Source organism: Embleya sp. NPDC056575 (assembly GCF_042793325.1).
In the GTDB taxonomy this organism is placed as follows: domain Bacteria; phylum Actinomycetota; class Actinomycetes; order Streptomycetales; family Streptomycetaceae; genus Embleya.
This window is the reverse complement of sequence record NZ_JBHTVA010000099.1, coordinates 12,724-33,927: the sequence shown is the minus strand read 5'-3', so window position 1 is coordinate 33,927 and position 21,204 is coordinate 12,724. Positions and strand designations below refer to the sequence as shown.

20 protein-coding genes and 1 pseudogene are annotated in these 21,204 nt (G+C 70.7%); 14 read left to right on the top strand and 7 right to left on the bottom strand.

The window, feature by feature from the left end:
* Positions 1-398 precede the first annotated feature (398 nt).
* Entirely contained in the window at positions 399-716 is a 318-nt protein-coding gene (locus ACFRCG_RS44240) for an ArsR/SmtB family transcription factor (protein ID WP_380042322.1), read from the bottom strand.
* Positions 717-769: 53 nt separating this feature from the next.
* On the opposite strand from ACFRCG_RS44240, the gene ACFRCG_RS44235 reads away from it, so the two are divergent.
* From ACFRCG_RS44235 to ACFRCG_RS44220, 4 genes and pseudogenes are all read left to right on the top strand, one after another.
* Complete coding sequence (locus ACFRCG_RS44235; RefSeq protein ID WP_380042321.1) at positions 770-1,798, top strand: zinc-binding dehydrogenase; 1,029 nt, start codon at positions 770-772, stop codon at positions 1,796-1,798.
* Positions 1,799-2,160: 362 nt separating this feature from the next.
* Entirely contained in the window at positions 2,161-3,210 is a 1,050-nt protein-coding gene (locus ACFRCG_RS44230; RefSeq protein WP_380042320.1) for a zinc-binding alcohol dehydrogenase family protein, read from the top strand.
* Positions 3,211-3,526: 316 nt separating this feature from the next.
* Positions 3,527-3,895, top strand: a pseudogene (locus ACFRCG_RS44225) (low temperature requirement protein A); the annotation flags it as partial.
* Positions 3,896-3,920: 25 nt separating this feature from the next.
* On the top strand, positions 3,921-4,745 hold the full coding sequence (locus tag ACFRCG_RS44220; protein ID WP_380042324.1) for a low temperature requirement protein A: 825 nt from the start codon (positions 3,921-3,923) through the stop codon (positions 4,743-4,745).
* A gap of 139 nt (positions 4,746-4,884) precedes the next feature.
* Here the strand turns inward: ACFRCG_RS44220 and ACFRCG_RS44215 are convergent, their stop codons facing one another.
* Positions 4,885-5,799 (bottom strand): DUF4344 domain-containing metallopeptidase, encoded by a 915-nt coding sequence (locus tag ACFRCG_RS44215; RefSeq protein ID WP_380042319.1) that lies wholly within the window; start codon positions 5,797-5,799, stop codon positions 4,885-4,887.
* Positions 5,800-6,179: 380 nt separating this feature from the next.
* On the opposite strand from ACFRCG_RS44215, the gene ACFRCG_RS44210 reads away from it, so the two are divergent.
* On the top strand, positions 6,180-6,380 hold the full coding sequence (locus tag ACFRCG_RS44210; protein WP_380042318.1) for a hypothetical protein: 201 nt from the start codon (positions 6,180-6,182) through the stop codon (positions 6,378-6,380).
* Positions 6,381-6,719: 339 nt separating this feature from the next.
* On the opposite strand, the gene ACFRCG_RS44205 is transcribed toward ACFRCG_RS44210, so the two are convergent.
* From ACFRCG_RS44205 to ACFRCG_RS44195, 3 genes are all read right to left on the bottom strand, one after another.
* Positions 6,720-7,727: a tectonin domain-containing protein gene (locus ACFRCG_RS44205; RefSeq protein ID WP_380042317.1), complete on the bottom strand. Its 1,008-nt coding sequence runs from the start codon at positions 7,725-7,727 to the stop codon at positions 6,720-6,722.
* Between the two features lie 479 nt (positions 7,728-8,206).
* Positions 8,207-8,869 carry an HD domain-containing protein gene (locus tag ACFRCG_RS44200; protein WP_380042316.1) on the bottom strand — a complete coding sequence of 221 codons (663 nt, stop codon included), beginning with the start codon at positions 8,867-8,869 and terminating at the stop codon, positions 8,207-8,209.
* Positions 8,866-9,222, bottom strand: a complete 357-nt coding sequence (locus ACFRCG_RS44195; RefSeq protein WP_380042315.1) for a DUF6616 family protein — start codon at positions 9,220-9,222, stop codon at positions 8,866-8,868. The genes ACFRCG_RS44200 and ACFRCG_RS44195 overlap by 4 nt, the downstream gene beginning before the upstream one ends.
* Before the next feature lie 70 nt (positions 9,223-9,292).
* On the opposite strand from ACFRCG_RS44195, the gene ACFRCG_RS44190 reads away from it, so the two are divergent.
* The 8 genes from ACFRCG_RS44190 to ACFRCG_RS44155 all read left to right on the top strand — a co-directional run bounded on the left by ACFRCG_RS44190 (position 9,293) and on the right by ACFRCG_RS44155 (position 18,264).
* The gene (locus tag ACFRCG_RS44190; protein ID WP_380042314.1) at positions 9,293-10,258 is read left to right on the top strand and encodes a GlxA family transcriptional regulator; all 966 of its coding nucleotides are present in this window, start codon (positions 9,293-9,295) and stop codon (positions 10,256-10,258) included.
* A 380-nt stretch (positions 10,259-10,638) separates the two neighbouring features.
* A complete protein-coding gene (locus ACFRCG_RS44185) occupies positions 10,639-12,021 on the top strand; it encodes an alpha/beta fold hydrolase (RefSeq protein ID WP_380042313.1) in 1,383 nt (460 codons plus the stop codon).
* A 485-nt stretch (positions 12,022-12,506) separates the two neighbouring features.
* Positions 12,507-13,109 (top strand): GNAT family N-acetyltransferase, encoded by a 603-nt coding sequence (locus ACFRCG_RS44180; RefSeq protein WP_380042312.1) that lies wholly within the window; start codon positions 12,507-12,509, stop codon positions 13,107-13,109.
* A gap of 455 nt (positions 13,110-13,564) precedes the next feature.
* On the top strand, positions 13,565-14,821 hold the full coding sequence (locus tag ACFRCG_RS44175; protein WP_380042311.1) for a sensor histidine kinase: 1,257 nt from the start codon (positions 13,565-13,567) through the stop codon (positions 14,819-14,821).
* Positions 14,818-15,492, top strand: a complete 675-nt coding sequence (locus tag ACFRCG_RS44170; protein WP_380042310.1) for a response regulator — start codon at positions 14,818-14,820, stop codon at positions 15,490-15,492. The genes ACFRCG_RS44175 and ACFRCG_RS44170 overlap by 4 nt, the downstream gene beginning before the upstream one ends.
* A gap of 231 nt (positions 15,493-15,723) precedes the next feature.
* Positions 15,724-16,923 carry an alpha/beta hydrolase gene (locus ACFRCG_RS44165; RefSeq protein WP_380042309.1) on the top strand — a complete coding sequence of 400 codons (1,200 nt, stop codon included), beginning with the start codon at positions 15,724-15,726 and terminating at the stop codon, positions 16,921-16,923.
* A 200-nt stretch (positions 16,924-17,123) separates the two neighbouring features.
* The gene (locus ACFRCG_RS44160; protein WP_380042308.1) at positions 17,124-17,570 is read left to right on the top strand and encodes a hypothetical protein; all 447 of its coding nucleotides are present in this window, start codon (positions 17,124-17,126) and stop codon (positions 17,568-17,570) included.
* A 40-nt stretch (positions 17,571-17,610) separates the two neighbouring features.
* The gene (locus ACFRCG_RS44155; RefSeq protein ID WP_380042307.1) at positions 17,611-18,264 is read left to right on the top strand and encodes a hypothetical protein; all 654 of its coding nucleotides are present in this window, start codon (positions 17,611-17,613) and stop codon (positions 18,262-18,264) included.
* A gap of 122 nt (positions 18,265-18,386) precedes the next feature.
* Here ACFRCG_RS44155 and ACFRCG_RS44150 read toward each other — a convergent pair whose 3' ends face one another.
* Positions 18,387-18,563, bottom strand: coding sequence for a hypothetical protein (locus ACFRCG_RS44150; RefSeq protein WP_380042306.1), 177 nt, complete (start codon positions 18,561-18,563; stop codon positions 18,387-18,389).
* A 272-nt stretch (positions 18,564-18,835) separates the two neighbouring features.
* A complete protein-coding gene (locus ACFRCG_RS44145) occupies positions 18,836-19,438 on the bottom strand; it encodes a TetR/AcrR family transcriptional regulator (RefSeq protein ID WP_380042305.1) in 603 nt (200 codons plus the stop codon).
* A gap of 81 nt (positions 19,439-19,519) precedes the next feature.
* On the opposite strand from ACFRCG_RS44145, the gene ACFRCG_RS44140 reads away from it, so the two are divergent.
* Entirely contained in the window at positions 19,520-21,007 is a 1,488-nt protein-coding gene (locus ACFRCG_RS44140) for a carboxylesterase/lipase family protein (RefSeq protein ID WP_380042304.1), read from the top strand.
* Positions 21,008-21,204: the final 197 nt, after the last annotated feature.

Here is a 21,204-nt window from a genome sequence, read left to right as displayed (position 1 = left end):
GTGGGCATGCCGAAGTCGGCGTAGGTGGCGACGGTGAGCCGGCCGCCGAAGACCGACCGGTAGAACTCCAGGGCTTCGCGGGCCTGGCCGTGGAAATTCAGGTGCGCGACGGCGTTGAGCGACATGGTGTTCCGGTCCTTCGCGAGTGACGTGCGGTGCCGGAGGTTTCCGGCGACAGGACCGACGATGGCAGCAGTACAGGTCAGAGAACGTCCGCTGTTGGACACGCCGCCGGTCGACGGTGGTGAACAGGACGCGCTCGGCGACCCGGCCCGAGGCGGACGCGGGGCGCAGTGGCACGGTGACGACGGCGGCCGGCCGAACTGCTACAAGGGCTCAGCCCGCAACACACCGCCCGTGCAGGAGGAATGCCCACCCGCGGCCTTCTGCGGCACGCTTCAGAAGACGTCGCGAAGGGTCTCCACGAGGCGGGCGATGTTCGCTTCGTCACGGCGGTAGTAGGTCCACTTGCCTCGCCGGGTGGCGATCACCAGCCCTGCTTGCCGCAGTATCGTGAGGTACTGCGAGGTGGTTGGCTGGCTCAGGCCCGCGCGCTGCTGGATGTCGGTCACGCAGACACCGATCTCGACGTCGTCGAGCTCTTGGCCGGGGAAGCCCATCGGCTCCTTGAGCCACACCAACATCTGGCGGCGGGCCGGATTGGACAGGGCCCGGAACACCGTCAGCAACTCCGCTTCCGAGAACACGCGGCTCATCGTAGCCCAGTCTCATATTGACGATTTGAAATATGTCAATCTATGGTTGCCGCATGTCGACTTCGATGCGCGTGATGGAACTCGTCCGCTTCGGTGCCGCGGACACCGCGTTCGCCGCCCGAGAGGTGCCAAGACCCACTCCGGGGCCCGGCCAGGTGCTGGTGCGTGTGATGGCCACGTCCGTGAACCCCCTCGACCTGCAGACCCGGCGCGGCGACTACCGCGACCAGGTGGCGCTGCCTGCCGTGATCGGCAACGACGTGTCCGGCGTGGTGGTCGAGACCGGCCCCGGGGCGGACGACTTCCAACCGGGCGACGAGGTCTGGTACCTGGCGCCGGTGTTCGACGGGCAGGGAACCTATGCCGAGTTCCACGTGGTCGACCAGGCAGTGGTGGCCCGCAAGCCGGCGCGCTTGTCGCACGTCGAGGCCGCCGGTCTCGCGCTTGTGGGCGTGACGGTGTGGGAGGCGCTGGTCGAACGCGCCGAGGTACGGGCCGGGGAGCGGGTCCTGGTGCACGGCGGAGCGGGCGGGATCGGCTCGGTCGCCGTCCAGGTCGCCCACGCGCTCGGGGCCCAGGTGGTGTCCACCGCGCGTGCGAGGGATCACGAGTTCGTCACCGAACTGGGCGCCGACCTCACGATCGACTTCTCGACCGGTGACTACGTGCCGCAGGTCCGCGCGACGGGCGGAGTGGACGTCGTACTGGACACCGTGGGCGGGGACACCCTCACCCGCAGTCCGGAGGTCCTCGCCGACCGAGGCCGCGTGGTGTCCATCGTGGACATCGCCGAACCCCAGAACCTGCTCGCCGCGTGGGGCGTGAACGCGACCTACCACTTCCTCTTCGTCAGCCCCGGCCGAGCGAAGCTCGAGGCTCTCGGCCGATTGGTCGACCGGGGAGAACTGCGACCGGTGATCGGCGCCGTGCTGCCGCTGGCCGACATCGCGAAGGCGCACGTGCTGTTGGAAGGCGGCTCGGCCGGCGAAGGCCGCCGGCGCCCACGCGGCAAGATCTCCGTCGCTGTGCACCCGCTGGACGAGCCGCCGCACGGGACCGCGTCCCTGCCTCGGGAGGACTGAGCCCTTTCGGATCGCCTCGCCGACCGGATGAAGAAGGGGGCGAGACCGAGTCCGGCGAGACGGATGGTGACGGTCTTGTCGTGGCAAGCGGCGAGGCCGTGCCGCTTTTGAAGTTCGCCGGCGCAGCGCTCGACGGGCTTCGTGGAGTGGTCGGGTGCGGCTTCACGGTGAGCCGCGCCCGACCACTCCGTCCCGCTGCGCTCCGGCCGCCCGGTGAAACTCGCAGGCGGGAAGAGGTTCCATCAGCCGCTCACCAGGTTACTTCCCTGCGGGAAGTAGCTGCGCTTGATGGTGACTACCTCCTCGGACGTACGTTTCCGGGGCGGCGCGGACCCGCCGGCATCGAATGAGGAGTAGGAGAGATGGCCGAGATTCCGAGCACCATGCCCGCCGTCGTCTACCACAGGAGCCTGTCCGTGGACGACGCGGAGAGCCTCGTGGATGCCACCCTGCCGGTGCCGCGGCCCGGCCCCCGCGACCTGCTGGTACGGATCGAGGCGATCGCGGTCAACCCGGTGGACTACAAGGTGAGGCAGAACACCGACCCGGGTGGCGAGCCCAAGATCCTGGGGTGGGACGCCGCCGGCGTGGTTGTCGGGGTCGGTAACGAGGTGACGGCGTTCAAGGTGGGTGACGAGGTCTTCTACGCCGGCGCCATCGACAGGCCCGGCACCAACGCCCGCTTTCACACCGTGGACGAGCGCATCGTCGGCCACAAGCCCACGACGCTCTCGTTCGCGAAAGCGGCGGCTCTTCCTCTGACTTCGCTCACGGCTTGGGAGGCTCTGTTCGAGCGCCTCGGTCTGCATGACGGCGCCCCGAAGAAATCCGGCACCCTGCTCGTGACAGCCGCCGCAGGAGGCGTGGGCGCGATGGTCGCCCAACTGGCGCGAGCATTGACCGGCCTCACGGTGATCGGCACCGCCTCCCGTCCGGAATCGGCCCGGTTCGCCCGCCGCATGGGAGTGACCTACGTGGTCGATCACCACAAGCCCCTGACCCCTCAGGTGACAGCGGTCGCGCCTGATGGTGTGGACTTCGTCTTCAGCACGGCCGGCACCGACGTGAACATGGCCGCCTATGCGGACGTACTCAAGCCGATGGGGCAGATCGTCGCGATCGACGACTTCGGCCCCGTCGAGATCGGGCTGCTGAAGTCCAAGAGCCTGTCCTTCCATTGGGAGTTCATGTTCACCCGCTCGCTCCACCGGACCCCGGACCAGGCTGTTCAGGGGCACGTCCTGAACCGGATCGCCCGCTTGGTCGACGCCGGCACCCTCACGACCACCGCCATGACCGACCTCGGCACGATCAACGCGGAGAACCTGCGCGAGGCCCACCGTGTCCTCGAATCCGGCAAGGCGATCGGCAAGATCACCCTGACCGGCTTCCCACGCGCCATCGCCCACTGATACCAGCCGGGGCCGAAGCGACGGCGACCGCACCGCGCCCGTACGTCGCGGTGGGAACCACCGCGAGTGATCCGACGTGGACGTCGCCGCCGAGGGCCACCGCCCACACTCGAGGCACGCTGCGGTGGTCTCCAGGACCAGGAGCGCGCGAGCACGGTTCTCGTCCGTCGGGTCCCGCCGCGGCTCCGGCCGGTCCCGGAGCCCGACGTATCGCGCCGGGCCGTGATCGCCGCATTCGTTGCGGGGCGAAAAACCCACCCCTGTCGGACGGCGGGTCTTCGCTCGCACGGTCCGGCCCACCCGGATACTTCGCTGTGTGAGCGCGCCCGTCCCCGCCGACCGACCTGCGGCGGACGACTCCGAACGCGCCGAGCAGCGGGCGACATGGACCGAGTTGTTCTTCGACCTGGTCGTCGTGGCGGGTGTCGCCCAACTCGCCCACCTGCTGCACGACCCCTCGCCGGGCGACGTCGCCCTGTACGTGCTCCTGTACCTGGCGCTGTGGACCGCCTGGACCGGTTTCACCGTGCGCGGGTCCGTCGAGGGCGAACGCGCCGCCGTCCCGGCCATGCTCGTGGGCATGCTGGGCATGGCCGTCCTGGCGTCCTCGGTCGCCGACATCCGGGACGGGGGCGGCACGGTTTTCGTCCTCGCCTACGTCGCGTTGCGCTGGTTCGCCGGACACCTGTGGCAGGGCGGTACCCTCGCCCCTGGCCCAACTCGGCTTCGGTACCACGCCGTGGCTGATCTCTTTGTGGGTGGACGCCCCCGCCCGCTACGGACTCTGGGCGCTGGGCCTGGCCCTGGACTTCCTCATCCTGTTCACCGTCTCCGGCACCCGCACACTGGGCGCCGCCACCCGCAGGGTCGACCGACTCCTGCGACGTCGAGCCGACCGGGAACGTACCCCGGCCCCCTCGGTCGAGGCCGCCTACACCAATACCCCTCATCTGGCCGAACGGCTGGGCCTGTACGTGATCATCGTGCTCGGAGAGGGGGTGTCCCAGGTGGTCTCCGCCGCCTCGGACACCACCCGAGACCCCGGCACGGTCGCCACCGCCCTGGGCGCCTTCACCCTCCTGGTGGGGGTGTGGAGCCTGTCGCTCCTCCAGGGCTTCGCCGGCATCCCCCACCTGCGCGCCGGTGTTCTCCCGTTGCGGCGGACCATGCTCCTGCACGGCGTGAGCACGGGGCTCATCGGCGCGCTCGCCGCAGGGTTGGGCGCTGCGGTGGCGGCTCGGGAAGCGGTGCCACCCGGCAATCGGTGGTTGTTGTGCGGTGCCGTCGCGGCGTGGTCGTGCGTGGTGCTGATCGGAGACCTGACCGCCGGACGGCCGTCGATGGGCACCTTCGTGCGGGCCCTGCCGGGGCCGGCGGTCGCCCTCGTCCTGGGCGCCCTCGGCGATCGCATCGGAATCGCCGTGCTGGTCTGGGTGTTGGCCGCGACCGTGATCCTGCACGCGATGTCGGGCCGATCGATCGGTCGGCGCCCGCCTCCCGCGGTCCCGGGGGATTGCCACCGGCCCTCGTCCTGACGGCGTGCGATCCGCCTCACCACACCCGACATGCCGGGAACGACCCCGCGCCATCGCGGTGGTTGCCGCTACGGTCAGGTTCGTCGGATGTGGTGCGCCGGCCGGTACCGATACGCCGGGGGAGGGGGCGCGGGGGTGATCAGTGGGTCCGCAGCGCGGGTTTCAGGTCTTTCAGCCACGTGTCGCGGATGTTCGTCCATTCGCCCGCGCACCCGGCGGCGCGTTCCGGGGGGAGCAGGTTCGTGCTCAGCAGGTCGCGGTTGCCGTCAGGGGCGGACCCGTAGAGGTAGCAGAGCAGATTGGTGGCGCGGGCGGAATCGGGGAGGGCGTCGTCCCCGGTGGTGTCCGGTGCCGCGGTGGCGTCCTCGTCGGTCTGGTCGTCCTCGGCCGCGGAGAGCCGGTACTCCTCCAGCACCGCCCGCAACTGCCGCTCGCCCTCGGCCCCTCGACGCAGTTCCATGAAGGCGGCGAAGCGATCCGCGACGTCCTCCTCGGCCGCGTCGGCGACGTTCAGGTCGAGCGTGTCGACGAGAGCGTGGCCCGCCTCGTGGTACAGCACCTCGGTCACCACGGCGAGAACCTCGTCGTCGGCCGGGTGACGGCCGCCGCCCTCGAAGGTCTCGCGCACGTCGGAGACGTCGTCGTAGCACATCGCGATGCGACCGGTGGCGTCGTCGTAGGCGGAGCCCGCGCCGGCGCAGGATCGGCCGACGAGGGTGATCTCGCGGCCGGGCGCCACGAAGTCGTTCAGCGCCGCGGCGACGGCCTCCATCGCAGCCCGGTCGCGCAGCAGGGCGGCGGCCTGCGTGTCGGCGGGTGCCGGGTCCTCGAAGCGGACCACGAATGTGCCGCTGCCGCCCGTCGGCGCCGAACCGGTGGAACCCTTCGCCTGGGTGGGCTTCGCGCCGGTCGGTGGCGCGGGTGTCGGCCGGACCCGGTTGGCGTGGCCCGACGACGTGCAGCCACCGAGCAGCACTATGGCGATGACGCTCGCCGACGCCCCGAACAGGCCGAGCCCGCCGAGGCGTCGATCCGATATCCGTCGACCCGTCATTTTGCACCCACTGTCGTCAATGGCCGGTCGATGTCCCACCGGCCCGACTGTCGGGCCCGGACATGAGCACGGCACGAACGAGGAGAACGGCACGAACGAGGAGAGCAGCACCCGGTCTATCGGGGCGGCGACGCCGGCGGCCGGGACGATCGTGCAGAACCCGAAAGGTCCTTCGTCACACGGTTGTCACCCCCGGAGCGGGTGGCGCGGGTCGTGGCCGCGAACGACGCTACCACCGGCCCCACGGGTGTCGTCCACCGATTGCCACCGGGCGGGCGCAGTTTGTGAGGGGGTGGGGTGGCTACGGGTGTCTCCGCTGCGGTCGTCGGGTGGTGTGGTTGCCGGTGCCGGTGCGTGACGCGGATTCGTGACGTCGTCGAGTGGTCACCGGTGGGCAAACCTGCCTCGACGCCCACGAGTTCGAATCCGCGATCCACGTTCTCGCGGCCGTGTTCGACTACGACCGTCTGTACGGGTGCGTCGAACTCGTCGAGGACGTTGCAGGACGCCTCGACCCCGTGTCCGGGGGCGACGGCTCCGAATCCGTCTGGATCGAGCTGATCAGCGAGAACTCCATCTGACGGAGACCTTTCACAGACCGACCGCGCCGCGGTGCCGAATCTCGCCGAAGGGTGCCATGTCCCGCAGACATTCTCAGCGTCCGCTCCGATCCGGACCCAGGAGGGCCGAGCAGGACCGGGACCCGACACCGACCCGACACACGCGGCACGCGGAAACGAACTCGGCCGCTCGTCACGATACTTGATGCCGTGCACGCGCATCCCGCAGGCGATCGCGCGTCGTTCGCGTTCGAGCGGGTCGGCTTGGTGAACGCGTCGCCGAACGCCCCGTCACGCCTGGTACGCGGGCCGGGAGAAGCTCTCCCCGCCCGCGTGCCCGACTCCGCCTCGTGATCGCACTCAGGGGCGCAGGCTGCCGTCGAGCCGGACCCAGGTGCCCAGCGGACCACCGGGATAGGACTGCGCACGCGTGTAGATCGCACCGTGGCTGTCGACACCGGAGAACTGGATGCGGCCGTCCGCGTTGGTCTCGGCGGCCACCTCCGACAGATCCCCGTCGGTCCGGTACCAGCCGGACCAGCCGCCCCCGGCGTAGGTCTGCCAACGGTGGTAGATGTCGCCACCGGCGTTGTTGCCGAAGATCTCCAGACGACCGTCCGCGTTGCGTGCGACCGCGATCGTGGAGAGTCGACCATCCAACCGCTCCCAGCCGGACCAGCCGCCCCCGGCGTAGGTCTGCCAACGGTGGTAGATGTCACCGGAGTTGTCGATGCCGAACAACTCCACCCGACCATCGGCGTTGGTCTCGGCCGCAACCTGCTGCAACGCGCCGTCGAACCGCTCCCAACCGGACCAGCCGCCACCCGCGTAGGCCTGCCGACGGTGGTAGACGTCTCCGGAGAAGTCGCCGCCGAAGATCTCCAGACGACCGTCCGCGTTGCGTGCGACCGCGATCGAAGCGAGCCTGCCGTCGAGCCCTTCCCAGCCGGACCAGCCGCCGTTGGGGGAGAGTTGCCACCGGTGGTAGATGTCGCCGTCGGCGTTGACGCCGAACAACTCCAGACGCCCGTCGGCGTTCGTTTCGGCGGCCACCGCGCGCAGCGCCCCGTCGAAGCCGGCCCAGGGGCTCCAGCCGCCGACCGAGGTCTGCGCGCGGTGGTAGATGTCGTCGTACGTATTGGTCCCGAACAACTCCAGACGCCCGTCGGCGTTGCGAACGGTCGCGATCGAGGACCCGTAGACAGCCCACTGTGCGGCCCGTTCGGTCGGTGCGGACGAACCTTCCACCGCCGACGCCGATTCCGCGTGGCCCGTGCCGGGTGCGGCGACGAGCATCGCGGCCGCGACAGCGCCGACGGCACCGACTCTCAGGGCGGTGACCAGCCGACGTATCCGTCGAGTTCCCATGCGAGTTCCTTCCCGAAGGTGACATGGAACGTGCGTGGGTTCACATTGCTATCGCGCACCCGATAGCGAACAGCGCACGTTTCGGCCAAGTTTCACGTTGCGCGCATGGCCGATTACAATGCGCGCCCGCGCTGTGCGGGCTGCTCGGCCCGCGACACGGATCCGCTCGGATGGCCGGGGCTTGCGAGGATTGCGCGCTCCAAGGCCGGTGTACCAAGGCCGAAGCCGGGCGGATCCTTACGATCGCCCGCACCACGACCACCTTGCCGGTGGAACGCGCGGTCGCCTGGATCCTCGCCCTCGGCAACCGCCAACCTCCGGACCCCGATCGGCCTCGGCCTCACCACGACCGAAGCACCTGGCATCCACCGAGCAGCGGTCGAGTTCACGGCCCGAGCCGCGGGGGCACCCTCACGCCTCCGCTTCCTCCGGGACCGCGCGGTGGCGCGCGATTCGCCGCAACTGCACCCGGGTTGCCGTCAGGCCGGGCGTACCGGGCCGGAGACCAGTTCCTCCGGGCCGGGGAACGCGTTGTCCGGCCGGTATTTGCGGTACACCATGTCGACGAACGACAACGGAGCCCACTTCGAGGGCTGTTCGTCGATCTGATGGACCAACCGCCCATGGAGGTTGGCGCGCAGATCCAGGTACGGAAACGCCGTGTGTGCCGCGTCCAATACCGCCCGGTCCACCTCCTCGGCGCCGAAGCCGAACATGTCGGCGCCGATACCGACGTGCGCCAGCGCGGCGATGTGGTGTTTGTGCGGCGCGATCCCCGCCGAGGTGTGCAGCGCCACCGCATCCCAGATCTGGTCCGCGGCGACGTCGGACAGACCGTGCTCGCGGGCGAAACGAGCGGCCCGGAACGCGCCGTCCACCTCGAACCGGTTGGGACCCCGCCCCTCGTCGGTCAGACCGATGTCGTGCAACACCGTGGCGAGGAACAGCGTCTCGTCGTCGTAGTCCGTCCCGGCGACGAGGTTCCCGACCGCACCGATGCTGCGCGCAAAGAAGTAGCTGCGGATGCAGTGGTTGAGCAGCCATTCCGGAGCGTGCTCGACAGTGAAGGCGACAGCCGCCTCGGTAGCGGCCGTGCGCGGCCACCCTCCGATCTCCTCCGGCAGATTCTCGAGTACGCTCACGCGGCCTCGGCCCCCAGGGCCAGGTGTTCGGCGGCGACCGCCTCGACGGACCGCAACTCGCCCACAAGGTTGGTCTGTTCGAAGTAGGTGTACCAGCCGGATTCCTCGACACGGCCGAGGAATCCGTCGGCCAGATCCTTCGAAGGGGCCTGCCACACGGCGAACCACTCGTGAGACGTGGAATGCCCCGTCGGTTCCACCCTGCCCCAGCCGAGCGTGACGACGCCGATGTCCGCCAGTCGCTCGATGGTTTCCCGAATACCCGCGAACAGTCCGTTCCGTGTCTCCTCGTCGGCGGCGAAGAACGCGGGCTTCGGGGTCCAGGTCTCGATCACAACGTGCATGGTGCGCATGTCCTCACTCATCGATCATCGCGGTGATACGACCAGCCTAGGAAGACCGGGGTCGCCCTACGATGGTCAGATGGACAGTGATCCCAAAGATCCGGCCAACGTCGCCGTGGTGGTCCAGCAGGGTTACGCCCCCTTGGACATAGCCGTTCCCCAGCAGGTGTTCGGCCACTGGCCGGACTACGTGACGGCCTCCTGGCCCGGAGGCACCCCCTACGAACTGACCCTGGTGAGTCCGGTTCCCGCGGAGGGCTCGTTGGTGCCCCGCGAGGTCGAGCCGCTCGACCGGCTCGACGCGGCACACACGGTGATCGTCGCCGGCGTGGCGGATCCCACGGAGCCCCCGGACCCGGAACTGGTCGAGCGACTGCGCGACGCCTACGACCGGGGCGGCCGGATGGTGTCGATCTGCACCGGCGCGTTCGCCCTGGCCGCCGCCGGAATTCTCGACGGTCGCAGTGCCACCACCCACTGGTACTGGGCCGGTCTGCTGCGGGAGCGCCATCCATCGGTCACCGTTCGCGAAGCGGAACTCTATGTCGAGGACACGGGCGTCTTCACCTCTGCGGGCATCCTCGCCGGAACCGATCTGTGCCTGCACCTTCTGCGCCTCGACCACGGCCAGGCGGCGGCGAATACGATGGCCCGATTTCTGGTCAGCCCGCCGCATCGCGAAGGCGGGCAGGCCCAGTTCATCGAACACGTCCCACCCACCGGCGACTCGGAGATCACCGACGTGATCACGTGGATCCTGGCGCACCTCGACCAGCCCCTCACCCTGGAATCGGTCGGCCGGCAGAGCCACATGAGCACCCGGACCCTGCGCCGCAGATTCCGGGCCGTGACCGGAACGAGCGTCATGAACTGGGTGGCCGTACAACGGGTGTCCCGCGCCCGTGAACTCCTCGAGACCACGCGCCTCGGCGTGGACGAGATCGCGCACCGATGCGGCTTCGGCTCCGCCGAGTCACTCCGCATCCACTTCACCGCGATGACCCGAACCAGCCCGTCGAGGTACCGCCGCACCTTCGCCGACTGATACCACCGCCCCCCAACCACGAGTTGAGGTGAGTTGCGTCCGTGGGTGGTTTCGGACGAACTGTGGTCCCTGCTCGTGCCGTTGCTGCCCGACCCGGCGCCGAGGACGGTGCCGGGTCGGCTCCGTGTGCCTGTTTCGTGGGGGACGATCCTGCGCCACGGCAGCGCGGAACCCGCCACCCGACGCCCCGCCGTTCGATTCGCCCCCGGTAGGCCGCGAGCGCCCGGCACGGCGTCCGCGGGGCTGGGCTGTCCGGGTCTTGACGGTTCACCGCGCGGCGAGTCCGGACGGCGCGGGTGCCGTCGCGGTCCAGGCTGTTTCCCATGTCCCATGTCCCATGTCCCGTGTCGGTGCGGACGCGGTGTGAGTGGAGGACGAACATGACGAGCGTGTGTGGCCGCGTCGTTGCCCTGCTGGGCGCCGTCGCGGTGATCGTCGGCACCACGCCGGCCGCTGTCGCCGCCCCGGGCGAAGCCGCCCGCGTCGGCGGGATCACCCGCCGGGCACCGTGCCCGGACGCCCCCGAGTTCACGTGCGGAACCCTGACCGTCCCGTTCGACCACAGCGGTGCCACTCCCGGCACCCTCGACCTCGACGTGGCCGTCACCGGCAACACCACGGCGCCCAGGGGCGACCTGCTGTTCCTCACCGGCGGCCCCGGTCAGCCCGGTGTCCCGGCGATCAGGCGCATGGCGAGTCGGTTGGAGCCCGTTCTCAAGTCCTACCGGCTGGTGATGTTCGACCAGCGCGGCACCGGTCGGCGCGCGCTCCGGTGCCCGGGCCTCCAGGAGGACATGGGCTCCTCCGACCTCGCCGTACCGCGCAGGCAGTCGATCGCCGAGTGTGCCGCCGCTCTCGGCCCGAACGCCCGTCACTACAGCACGGCGGACACCGTCGCGGACATCGACCTGCTCCGCCGTGCCCTCGGCGACCGGCGCCTGACCCTGGACGGGGTCTCGTACGGCAGCTTCGTCGCCGAACGGTACGCTCTCGCCCACCCGACGCGCGTGACCCGGCTGGTGCTCGACTCGGTGGTGCCGCAACAGGGTTACGACCCGCTGGACCTGGCCGCGATGCCCGCGAGTGCCCGGGTCCTGCGGGCCGCCTGCCTGGCCACCGGCTGCACCACCGACCCGGCCGCCGACCTCGCCGCCACCGTTCGGCGCTACGGCAACGGAGCGCAGATCCTGAGCACGCTCACCGGCTACGGTTTCGTCGACCCGGACTACGCGGGGGTTCCGGAGATCCTGCACGAGGCCGCCGCCGGGCAGCCCGCGAAGCTCCGGGACCTCTTCGAACTCGTCCGCCTGCAGGTCGACGCCGCGCCGGCCGAGGAACTCAGCCAGGGGCTGCACTCCGCCGCCCTGTGCGCCGACTCGCACTTCCCATGGGGCACCACCGATACCCCTGTCGCGGGCCGCGCCGCGGCGCTGGAGCGCACGGGGCGGCGGTTGACGGCCGAGCAGACCTGGCCCTACGACCCGGCGACCGCCACCGGGCTCGGCAGCCTCCTGGTCTGCCTCGACTGGCCGCGCGAACGAGTGCCCGCGACGCCGCCGGACCACCGCCGACTGCCGAACGTGCCGGTGCTGCTGCTCGGTGGCGAACGAGACCTGTCCACACCGTACGAACTGCTCCACCAGCAGGCCCGATCGGTGCACGATCCGCGGATCGTGATCGTGCCCGGGGCGGCGCACTCGGTGCAGAACAGGGCGGCGAACCCGGCCGGACGGCAGGCGGTGTACGACTTTCTGCTGGAGTAGCACAAGCCGTCGCGGGCGCTCCCACACGGGAAGGGAACGACCCGGCGCCGCGCCGACAACCGGAACTCGAATCCGCAGCCGATCGGTCGGACACACGTCGCCGGGCGCAGCGCCAGCCCCCGTCGAAAACCCGCCTCCCCACGTCGACCGGCTCGCCGAACCCGGCCCCGACCTGTACGGACCGGGACGAGGCGAGCCCGGTACCGCCGGTCCGAGACGGCCCGGCGCTACCGCCTGCCGAATCCGGCCCGGCCGGGGTGCCGGCGGCGTGTCCGATATCGGGTGAGCCGCCGTCGGTGCGGACGGGGGTCGCGCGGCCTCCCGCGCGCCGTGACTGCCGGTCGCCGCGCGCGGCGTGTGCGGAGGTGGTCGCGGTAGGGGTCGACCAGTGTCGGCCGATAGCGCGGGGCACGTCGCAGGGCGTCGGGCCGGATCGCGGTGCCCCGGCGAGGCAAATGCGTTGCCGTGCGGTTGCCCGAGTCGGGATGCTGACGGCTGTGATCACTCCACACGACTCCCGCGACCCCGTCGTCGTCATGCCCGTGCGAGTGCGGGCACTCCTGCCCCGCGACCTGCCCGCCTGCACCTGGTCGGGCTCGGCCACCCACCTGCGCCATGTGGAACTGGCGTTGGAGCGGGCGACGGTCGGCGAGGTGGACTACCTGGCCCTGTGCACCCCGGTGGATCTGCCGATCGCGATCGGCGGCGTCGACTATCGGGCCCGCGACGACGCCGGAACCCTGTGGCAACTCGCCGTGCACCCGGCCCTGCGGTCCTGCGGCCTGGGCACGCTGCTCGTGCGGGCCGCCGAACGAAGGATCACCGAACGCGGCCTGCACACCGCGGAACTCGCGGTGGAGGAGGACAACCCCCGGGCCCGGGCTCTGTACGAACGCCTGGGCTACGCCGCCCACGGGCGCGCTCCCGACGCCTGGGACGAGGAGGCTCCGGACGGGTCGATCCGCCGCTACGAGACGATGTGCGTTCTCATGCGAAGGGATCTTCGGGTCCCGGCCCCGACGACGGAACCGGCCGGGGCGGCGTCGAACGTCCGCCGGTCGGCGGTGCGCCGGCACGGGCGACCGTGAGCACGGACATCCACGGCGGGATCGGGTTCCGCCATCCCGGCGTCGACACCGGTTTCCACGACGGCTGACCATGGGGCGAGGCGATGTGGTTGCGTCGGCACGCGGACGCGCGGCGATTTTTGAACGTGAGCGCGTCCGGGTGGGCTCCGAGTCGGGGTGATGCGTTGCGTAGGCGTTCGTGGTGCGGAAATTCCCGGAGCCGTGGGCTCCGGGATGGCGACGTCCCGTGAGGTCGGTTCGGCCGGCCAATGGAAGCCGGCCGCCTGATACAAGACGCGCGTGCGCACGGTGACCGGCGCCTTCGCCTCGTCGACGTCCCACGGCGTCCGTGGTCCCGGTCGGGCCGTTCGTGAGGAATCGGCGCTGTCCGCAGCCGTCGGCGGCGGGTGCGGGCCCCGGGCGATGTCGCGGGGCGGCGCGGCCGGGTCGTGAACCGGCTGGTTGATACTGATCGCATGGAGAAGGCCGAGAAGGGGACGGTGCGCGAGGCGCTGAGGATTGTTCGGAGTGATCTGCTGACGCCCGTTCCGCAGCCGATGCCGCCCATGGGCGGGCCGAGGCCACTGAGGTGGTTGCCGCATGTCGCGGTCGTCGCGGTGGCGGTGTTCGCGGCGGTCTCCGCCACCGAGGACATTCCGCTGAGGCCCGTCGGGATGATCCACGCGGCACTTCTCGTGGTGGCGTTGCGCCGGCCGATCCCGGCCTGGTGGTTGTCCCTGGCGATGTTGCCGGTGTTCTCGCTCTGGGGGCCTTTCGGGCCGTACATGGGATGGGCGTGGGCCGTGCACGCCGGGCTCCTGTTCCTGGTCGCGCTGCGCAACCCGCCGCGGGTGACGGCCGAGACGGTGCTCCCGAGCGCCGCGCTGCTGCTGGGGCTCCGGGGGGCCGGTGCCGACATGGGGCCCTGGTACTTCACGGTGATCGTGCTGGTGATGTTCGCCCTCGTCTGGGGCGCGGCGACCGGGGTGCGCAGGACGAGGGAGGCCCGCGCCCGGTTCGCGGAACAGGAGGTGGCGCTCGCGCGGGAGCGGGCGCACCGTACCGTCCTGGAGGAACGCGCCCGCATCGCACGCGAGTTGCACGACGTGGTCGCGCACCACATGTCCCTCATCGCGATCCGGGCCGACGCCGCCCCGTACCGGGTCGCGGATCCGCCCCGGGAGTTGGTCGCGGAATTGGCCGACATCCGCGCGGGCGCCCTGGAGGGACTGACCGAACTGCGTCGACTCCTCGGCGTGCTGCGTGCCGAGGACCGTTCCGGCGGCCACGCTCCCGACGCGCCGCAGCCCACCCTGGCGCGGCTCGACGACCTGCTCACCGGCGTGCGAGCGGCCGGGCTCGACGTGCGGGCGGTGACCTCCGGGGTCCGCCGCCCGCTCCCGGAGGGTGTGGAACTGTCGGCCTACCGCATCGTGCAGGAGTCCCTCAGCAACACCCTGCGTCACGCCCCCGGCGCCACGGCCCGCGTCGAACTCGCCTATGCGCACGAGGCCCTTCGCGTACGGATCCGCAACAGCGCCGGAGGGCGGACCACCCGGTCCTCCCCGGGCGCCGGACACGGCCTCCTGGGCATGCGCGAACGTGCCGCGATGCTCGGCGGAGAGCTCTCCGCAGGCCCCACATCCGACGGTGGCTACGAGGTCACGGCGGTGCTGCCGGTGCCCACCGCCCCGGACGTCCGAACAAACACAGACAAGGAACACACCGTATGACGATCCGAGTGTTGATCGCCGACGACCAGGCGATGATTCGCGAGGCATTCTCGGTGCTTCTCGGCGCTCATCGCGACATCGAGGTCGTCGCGACCGCCCAGGACGGCCTGGAGGCGGTGGCCAAGGCCGAGGAGCTTCGGCCCGACGTGATCGTCATGGACATCCGGATGCCCGGGCTGAACGGTATCGAAGCCACCCGCCGCATCACCGGGGAGACCGACCTGACGACCAGGATTTTGGTCCTGACCACTTTCGATCTCGACGAGTACGTGTACGAGGCGCTGCGGGCAGGTGCGAGCGGGTTCCTCCTCAAGGACGCCTCCGGAGTGCAACTGGCCGACGCCGTGCGTGTCGTGGCCGCCGGTGACGCTCTGCTGTCGCCGGAGCTCACCAGGCGACTCGTCACGGAATTCTCCCGGCTGAGCGGCTCCGCGAAACCGCCGGCCCAGGTGCGGATCGACGTGCTCACCAACCGCGAGAGCGAGGTTCTGGCGCTGGTCGCCCAGGGATTGTCCAACGCGGAGATCGCCGCCGAACTCGTGGTCGCCGAGCAGACCGTCAAGACCCACATGGGCAACATCCTGCACAAGCTCCAGCTGCGGGATCGCACGCAGGCAGCCGTCTTCGCCTTCGAGACGGGTCTGGTCGTTCCCGGCCGCACCAACCTGTGATTCTCGCGGGGTGCGGCGGCGTGGGCCCCGGTGTCTTCCGCGGGCCCCATACCTGAGAGCCAGAGCAGGCAATGGCTCTGCGGCGGGAGGCCGGAGCGGGTGCCCGGTTTCTACCTTTCTTGTGTGAGTCGGTCCTCGCCACCCGGTACGTGGCTTCGAGGGCTTCGCGGCTCGCGACAAGTCCGCGGACGGTGAAAGCCGCCGCACGCACCAGCGCCGGGAGTACAAGCCATGACCACGTCCAGAAGCTCCGCCGCGTCGACCGGCCGGCCGATCCGGATCCTGCGCGGCGCATCCGCCGCCCTGGCCTCGTTTCTCGCGTTCACGACCCTCGCGATCGTCCTGGGCGCCTACTTTCCCGGCATCCCCAAGGCGGGAGTGATCGGGCCGGTCGTCGGTGGGCAATATCCCTTCCATGTGGCCCTGATCGCCCTCGTCGCGGTCGTCCTCGCCGGGCTCGCCTGGTGGGCCGGCCTGGTGCGCTGGGGACGCGTGGTCACGATCGTCGCGACGCTGTGCTCCGTCGGTGCGCTGGCCATCGGCGGAACCCAGCTCCGAGCCGCCTGGAACGCGGGCGTCGACGTCTCCCTGGATCAGGTGTTCACCGAGCTCGGCTACCCGGCGGCGAAGCCGAACGCCACCGAGACGTACGCCAGTCCCGAGGGCAGGCCGCTGCGGGTGGACGCGTACCTGCCCGGGAAATCCCCGGGCAAGAAGGTCCCGGCCGTCGTGCTCGCCCACTCCGGAGGTTTCCACACCTTCGACAAGAGCGACCTGCGCGGCACCGGCCGCTGGCTCGCCGACCACGGTGTCGCCGTCTTCGCCGTCGACTACCGCCTGGCCGAACGCGATCACCCCACCTGGAACCAGGCCCCCCAGGACCTCGTCTCCGCTCTGGGCTGGGTGCGCAAGAACGCCGACGTGTACGGCCTCGACACCTCGCGAATCTCGCTCGGCGGCATGTCGGCCGGCGGCACCCTGGCGATGAACGCCGCGTACCGCCTCCACAACGGCACCATCGAAGCCTCCGAGGGCACCACCCCCGAACCCCCGGCCTCCGTGATCGGTTTCTACCCCGGCACCGACGTCACCCACATGTGGAAGAACGACGTGGCCGGAACCCGCGAAGCGGCGGAACTGTTCACCGGAGGCACGCCCCAGCAATACCCCGACCGCTACCGCGAGGTGTCCCCGACCTCCGACATCCGCGCCGGCCTGCCCCGCACCCTGCTCGTGGTGGGCGACCGCGACCGCAGCGCCCGCCCCGAAACCATCACCGACTTCGGCGACACGCTCCGCGGGAACGGCGTCCCGACCGAGATCAGGAAACTGCCCTTCGCCGAACACGCCTTCGACGACGCGTACGGCAGCATCACCTCCCAGACCAGCCGACAGATCCTGCTCGACTTCCTCACCGAGGACGCACGCTGATCCCGGGATTCGCCTGCCGGGTCCCGGGGGCGAGACCCGACGAACTGGGGCCTCCGGCCGCAGTCATCGCCGCCTACGTGGTCGGGCTCGAAGTCCTGCGGGGGTCGACGCCGAGGAAGCTCCCGTGCCGGGTGCACGCGTGGAACACGGCGGACGGGCGAGTTGACCTTCACGTTGGATGAACGTCGACAATCGGGGCCATGGACGGCACCGCGGAACCACCCGGCATTGGCGCCTTCTCGCGGCGGGTCTTGCGCGGTCTGCGAGATGCGGGACCGCCGCCGGCTGAGGTTGCCGTGGTGTTCGACGGGACCGAGCGCGAGGGTCGAGAGGTGCCGGAGCGGCACCTGGAGAGGATGCGGGACCGAACGCAGGCGGCCGAGACCGCCATCGTGGTGGTTCTGCGATCCCTTGCGACTGCCGACGGCATGACGGAAGTACGAATCGGCGGCGTGGAGTCGGCCGGCGCTGTCCGCCGGGTGGTGCCGGCCGCGGCCTCCGACCCGGCTTCCGCTCTGGAGGCCGGCGTCGGGCCCGACGTCCTGCCGGAGATCGCCGCCGCCGACCGACCTGCCATGGTGCGTTCCGCGGACCAGGGCGGTTTCACCACCCCGGTCATGCCGGTCGCCCTCGACACCTCCAGTTGATCCTCCCTCGACGCCGTGCCCTCATCACCTCAGGAGAACCATGACCGACCCCGAGAACATCGTCGTGCAGTTGTGCGTCCAGGGCATGCAGGCCGAGGCCGAAGGACAAGACGCCCGAGCCCGGGACCTGTTCCTTCAAGCGTGGGAAGCGGCCGAGGACGACTACGACGCCTGCATCGCCGCGCACTACCTCGCCCGGCACCAGCCTACGCCGCAGGAGACCCTGCGCTGGAACGAGGAATGTCTGAACCGGGCCGACAAGGTCGGCGACGACCGTGTCCGCGGCTTCTACGCCTCCCTCCACGGCAACATGGCCCGGGCCCACCGGGACCTGGGCCGAATCGACCGGGCCCGCGAACACTTCGAGTCCGCCGCCAAGCACATCGACGACGTCCCGGACGGCCCCCACCGGCAATGGCTCCGCTACCGCATCGCCGCAGGACTGCGTGCCACCACCCCGATGGCACCACAGCAGCGCGAAGACCCGGTCGGCGAACTCCTCACCAAGCTCTGCGCACGCGCGGACCTCGAAGCCCTGACTCTGCTGTTGCCCCCGTACATGGGCAGCCTCGGCACACCCGAGGACGAGGACCGCATCACCACGGCCCTGCGCATGCTCCACGCCGAGCGTCGCCTTCCCGACGAAGAGCAGACCGCCCTCAGCGACGCGATCAAGGGCCGCTCCGCCGCGTGAGCGCCCTCGGCCCTCGGCGACTGGAAGTTCACCGCCTCCGAACGGGACGATCAGCCGGCCCGGCTCGACCGACACACACCTGTCGACCGACAAAAAGAATCTCCGTCGCCTTGGCAGCCTGATCAACCCCCGAAGGACTTCGAGCGCTTGGCGGTCGCGGGGGTGGTGTCCTCGCGCGCGATGTCGTGTTCCCGGGTTCCGGCGGTGGTGCGGCGGTGGACGTCGCCGCCGACGTGGAGCGTGTCCTCGGTGACGGTGTCCCCGTCGGGCTCGACGACGTGCGCTCCGGTGCCGCGCACGATGCGGTGTCCTCGACGCGGGTGGGCGCGCCCGCCTCGCGGATGGTGACGACCAGCCCGAACGAGCGCGCGGACCGCACGGGTCGAGAGCCTTGGGCACGCTGTCCCCCGGATCGGCCCGGGGGACGTCGAGGCCCGCGATAGCCGGGATTCCGGGCGCTGCGGTTCGAACACCGCGGACGGTGGGACGCTCCCCGTCGGTGCGGTCGTGTGGTGGGTGCGCCGATGGAGCCGGGTGTCCGGGCCGCGTGATCGTCGATGTCGCGACGCGGTCAGGGCCGAGTGGTGAACAGGCGGTCGAGGTGGCGGGCGATCGTGGTCGTGGCCTCCCGGGGTTCGATGACGCCCAACTCGACGAGCGGGGTCAGGCCGGTGAGTGCCAGGAGCAGGTTGGTTTCGATCGCCGGGTCGCGGTCGGGGTCGATGTGGCCGTCGGTGATGGCCTGGCGGACGAGGTGTTCGACGAGGTCGCGGCCGTGGGTCAGGCCCTCGCGTGCGCGTGTGTGGATGTGCGCGTCGTGCAGGGCCTCCAGGACGTAGGCGGCGCTCATCCGGCTCGTCGCGCGTGCTTCGGGATGCAGCGGAAGCATCTCCGTGAGCGTCACTCGGAGCACGTCGCGCGGATGCGGCGCGTCGCCGAGTTCCGCGACACGTTCCGCGACGCGCAGTGAGGTCTGTTCGGACGCGAAGTCCATCGCGAAGACCAACATCTCCTCCCGGGTGGCGAAGTAGTGCTGCACCGCGCCGTGGGAGATCCCGGCCTCCTGGGCCACTTCGCGCACGCTCGCGTGCGAGATGCCGCGTTGTTCCACCACGCGCCACAGTGCTCGGGCGATCGTCTCGCGGCGTTCGCGATGGTCCACCTGCTTGGGCATCGTCGGCCTCCTTTTCAATACGGTTGACATAATACAGTTGACCGGTAAAAGCTGGAGCCCGTGCGAAGAGGAAGGGGTGGCATGTCCGAACGACCACGAGCGCACACCGCGGAGGGGGTCGTCGAAGGGCGCGTGTGGGGAGGGCACGCGGTTTTCCGGGGCATCCCCTACGCCCGGCCACCGGTGGGGCCGTTGCGTTTCCGGGCACCCGCCCCGATCGAGGGATGGGAGGGGACGAGACAGGCCGGCGAGTTCGGCCCCGTGGTCCCGCAGGCGGGGCCGACGGCGGAGCGGTCGGTCGGCGAGGACTGGCTCACCCTCAACGTCGCCACCCCGACGGTGGGGGCGGCCGGGCTGCCCGTGCTGGTGTGGATCCACGGCGGCGCCTACATCGCGGGGAGTTCGGGCGACCCGATGTACGATCCTGCGGCGCTGACCGGAGCCGGGCTGGTCGTGGTCAGCATCAACTACCGGGTCGCCGTCGAGGGTTTCGCCCTCGTCGAGGGCGCCCCGGCCAATCGCGGGCTCCTGGACCAGATCGCGGCCCTGCACTGGGTACGGCGCAACATCGCCGCCTTCGGCGGAGACCCCGACCGGGTCACCGTTGCGGGACAATCCGCCGGGGCCGGGTCGATCGCGGCGCTGCTGACGATGAAGCACGCGCGCGGACTGTTCCGCAGAGCCATCGCCCACTCGGTGCCGGGCCTTCTGTGCACCCGCGACCTCGCCCGAGAGGTCGCCGCCGCGCTCGCGGCCCGGGCCGGGACGGTGCCCGACGTCCAAGCCCTCTCGGACATCGCCCCCTCGCGCCTGGCCGGCGAACTCACCGCCCTCGGCGCCGATCTCGCCGACCACCGCGAGAGGTGGGGCCGGCTCGCGCGGATCGGCGTCGCCGTATGCCCGGTCCTCGACGGCGAAGTGCTCACCGAAACACCCTGGAAGGCCCTGGCCGACGGTCGAGCGAACGGAATCGAACTCCTCGTGGGCCACACCCGCGACGAATTCCGACTCTTCAGCGTCATGATGGGGCGACTGGGCACCTACACCGAGGACGAAACCCGAACCGCCCTGGACCTGTTCGCCCCGACACCGGCCGCCGCCGACGCCTACCGGGCCGCCCATCCCACGGCCACGCCCGAGGAACTGCTCGAACTGGTGCACTCCGACGCCCTCTTCCGGATGCCCTCACTGCGCCTGGCCGAAGCGAACCGGGCGGCCGGCGGTACGTCGTTCCTGTTCGAGCTGGGACTCGCGGCCCCGGCGGGCGGCGGACTCCTCGGCGCCTGCCACAGCCTCGACGTCCCCTTGGCCTTCGGCACCCTGGACAGCCCCATCGGCCGACACTTCTTCGGCGACCGGCCGACACCGGATGTCTCGGCGGTATCCCGGGAACTACAGCGGGCATGGGTGCGCTTCGCCGCGACCGGGAACCCCGGATGGCCCGCCCACGGGCCCGACCGGCGGCTCACCCGCGTCCTGGATGTCGAGTCGAGGACCGTCCCGTACCCGGAAGCCGCCTCCCGCCGCATCTGGGACGGCCGCGACCCGGCCCCCTTGGACCTCGCATAGACGCGGGGCGATCCCTCCGGGCCTGCGCCACCCGACGGGGTACGAACGATCCGGCGCCGGAGGGAACGGCCCGACAGGGGGCGGTGATTCGGCCGCGCCGGCCTCGACGCGCATGGGGCCGGTCCGCGTGCCACGACAGGGCGAGACGCCTTGGGCACGACGGGTGGCTCGGCCTGCTCGACGCCCCCGATTACACG

What these genes read in the sequence shown, in the direction of transcription:
- ACFRCG_RS44180 (WP_380042312.1), top strand. Translation starts at nt 12,507, where the DNA reads ATGCTGACGGCTGTGATCACTCCACACGACTCCCGCGACCCCGTCGTC.
- ACFRCG_RS44240 (WP_380042322.1), bottom strand. Translation starts at nt 716, where the DNA reads ATGAGCCGCGTGTTCTCGGAAGCGGAGTTGCTGACGGTGTTCCGGGCC.
- ACFRCG_RS44235 (WP_380042321.1), top strand. Translation starts at nt 770, where the DNA reads ATGTCGACTTCGATGCGCGTGATGGAACTCGTCCGCTTCGGTGCCGCG.
- ACFRCG_RS44230 (WP_380042320.1), top strand. Translation starts at nt 2,161, where the DNA reads ATGGCCGAGATTCCGAGCACCATGCCCGCCGTCGTCTACCACAGGAGC.
- ACFRCG_RS44160 (WP_380042308.1), top strand. Translation starts at nt 17,124, where the DNA reads ATGGACGGCACCGCGGAACCACCCGGCATTGGCGCCTTCTCGCGGCGG.
- ACFRCG_RS44165 (WP_380042309.1), top strand. Translation starts at nt 15,724, where the DNA reads ATGACCACGTCCAGAAGCTCCGCCGCGTCGACCGGCCGGCCGATCCGG.
- ACFRCG_RS44195 (WP_380042315.1), bottom strand. Translation starts at nt 9,222, where the DNA reads ATGCGCACCATGCACGTTGTGATCGAGACCTGGACCCCGAAGCCCGCG.
- ACFRCG_RS44215 (WP_380042319.1), bottom strand. Translation starts at nt 5,799, where the DNA reads ATGACGGGTCGACGGATATCGGATCGACGCCTCGGCGGGCTCGGCCTG.
- ACFRCG_RS44155 (WP_380042307.1), top strand. Translation starts at nt 17,611, where the DNA reads ATGACCGACCCCGAGAACATCGTCGTGCAGTTGTGCGTCCAGGGCATG.
- ACFRCG_RS44140 (WP_380042304.1), top strand. Translation starts at nt 19,520, where the DNA reads ATGTCCGAACGACCACGAGCGCACACCGCGGAGGGGGTCGTCGAAGGG.
- ACFRCG_RS44175 (WP_380042311.1), top strand. Translation starts at nt 13,565, where the DNA reads ATGGAGAAGGCCGAGAAGGGGACGGTGCGCGAGGCGCTGAGGATTGTT.
- ACFRCG_RS44145 (WP_380042305.1), bottom strand. Translation starts at nt 19,438, where the DNA reads ATGCCCAAGCAGGTGGACCATCGCGAACGCCGCGAGACGATCGCCCGA.
- ACFRCG_RS44170 (WP_380042310.1), top strand. Translation starts at nt 14,818, where the DNA reads ATGACGATCCGAGTGTTGATCGCCGACGACCAGGCGATGATTCGCGAG.
- ACFRCG_RS44190 (WP_380042314.1), top strand. Translation starts at nt 9,293, where the DNA reads ATGGACAGTGATCCCAAAGATCCGGCCAACGTCGCCGTGGTGGTCCAG.
- ACFRCG_RS44205 (WP_380042317.1), bottom strand. Translation starts at nt 7,727, where the DNA reads ATGGGAACTCGACGGATACGTCGGCTGGTCACCGCCCTGAGAGTCGGT.
- ACFRCG_RS44185 (WP_380042313.1), top strand. Translation starts at nt 10,639, where the DNA reads ATGACGAGCGTGTGTGGCCGCGTCGTTGCCCTGCTGGGCGCCGTCGCG.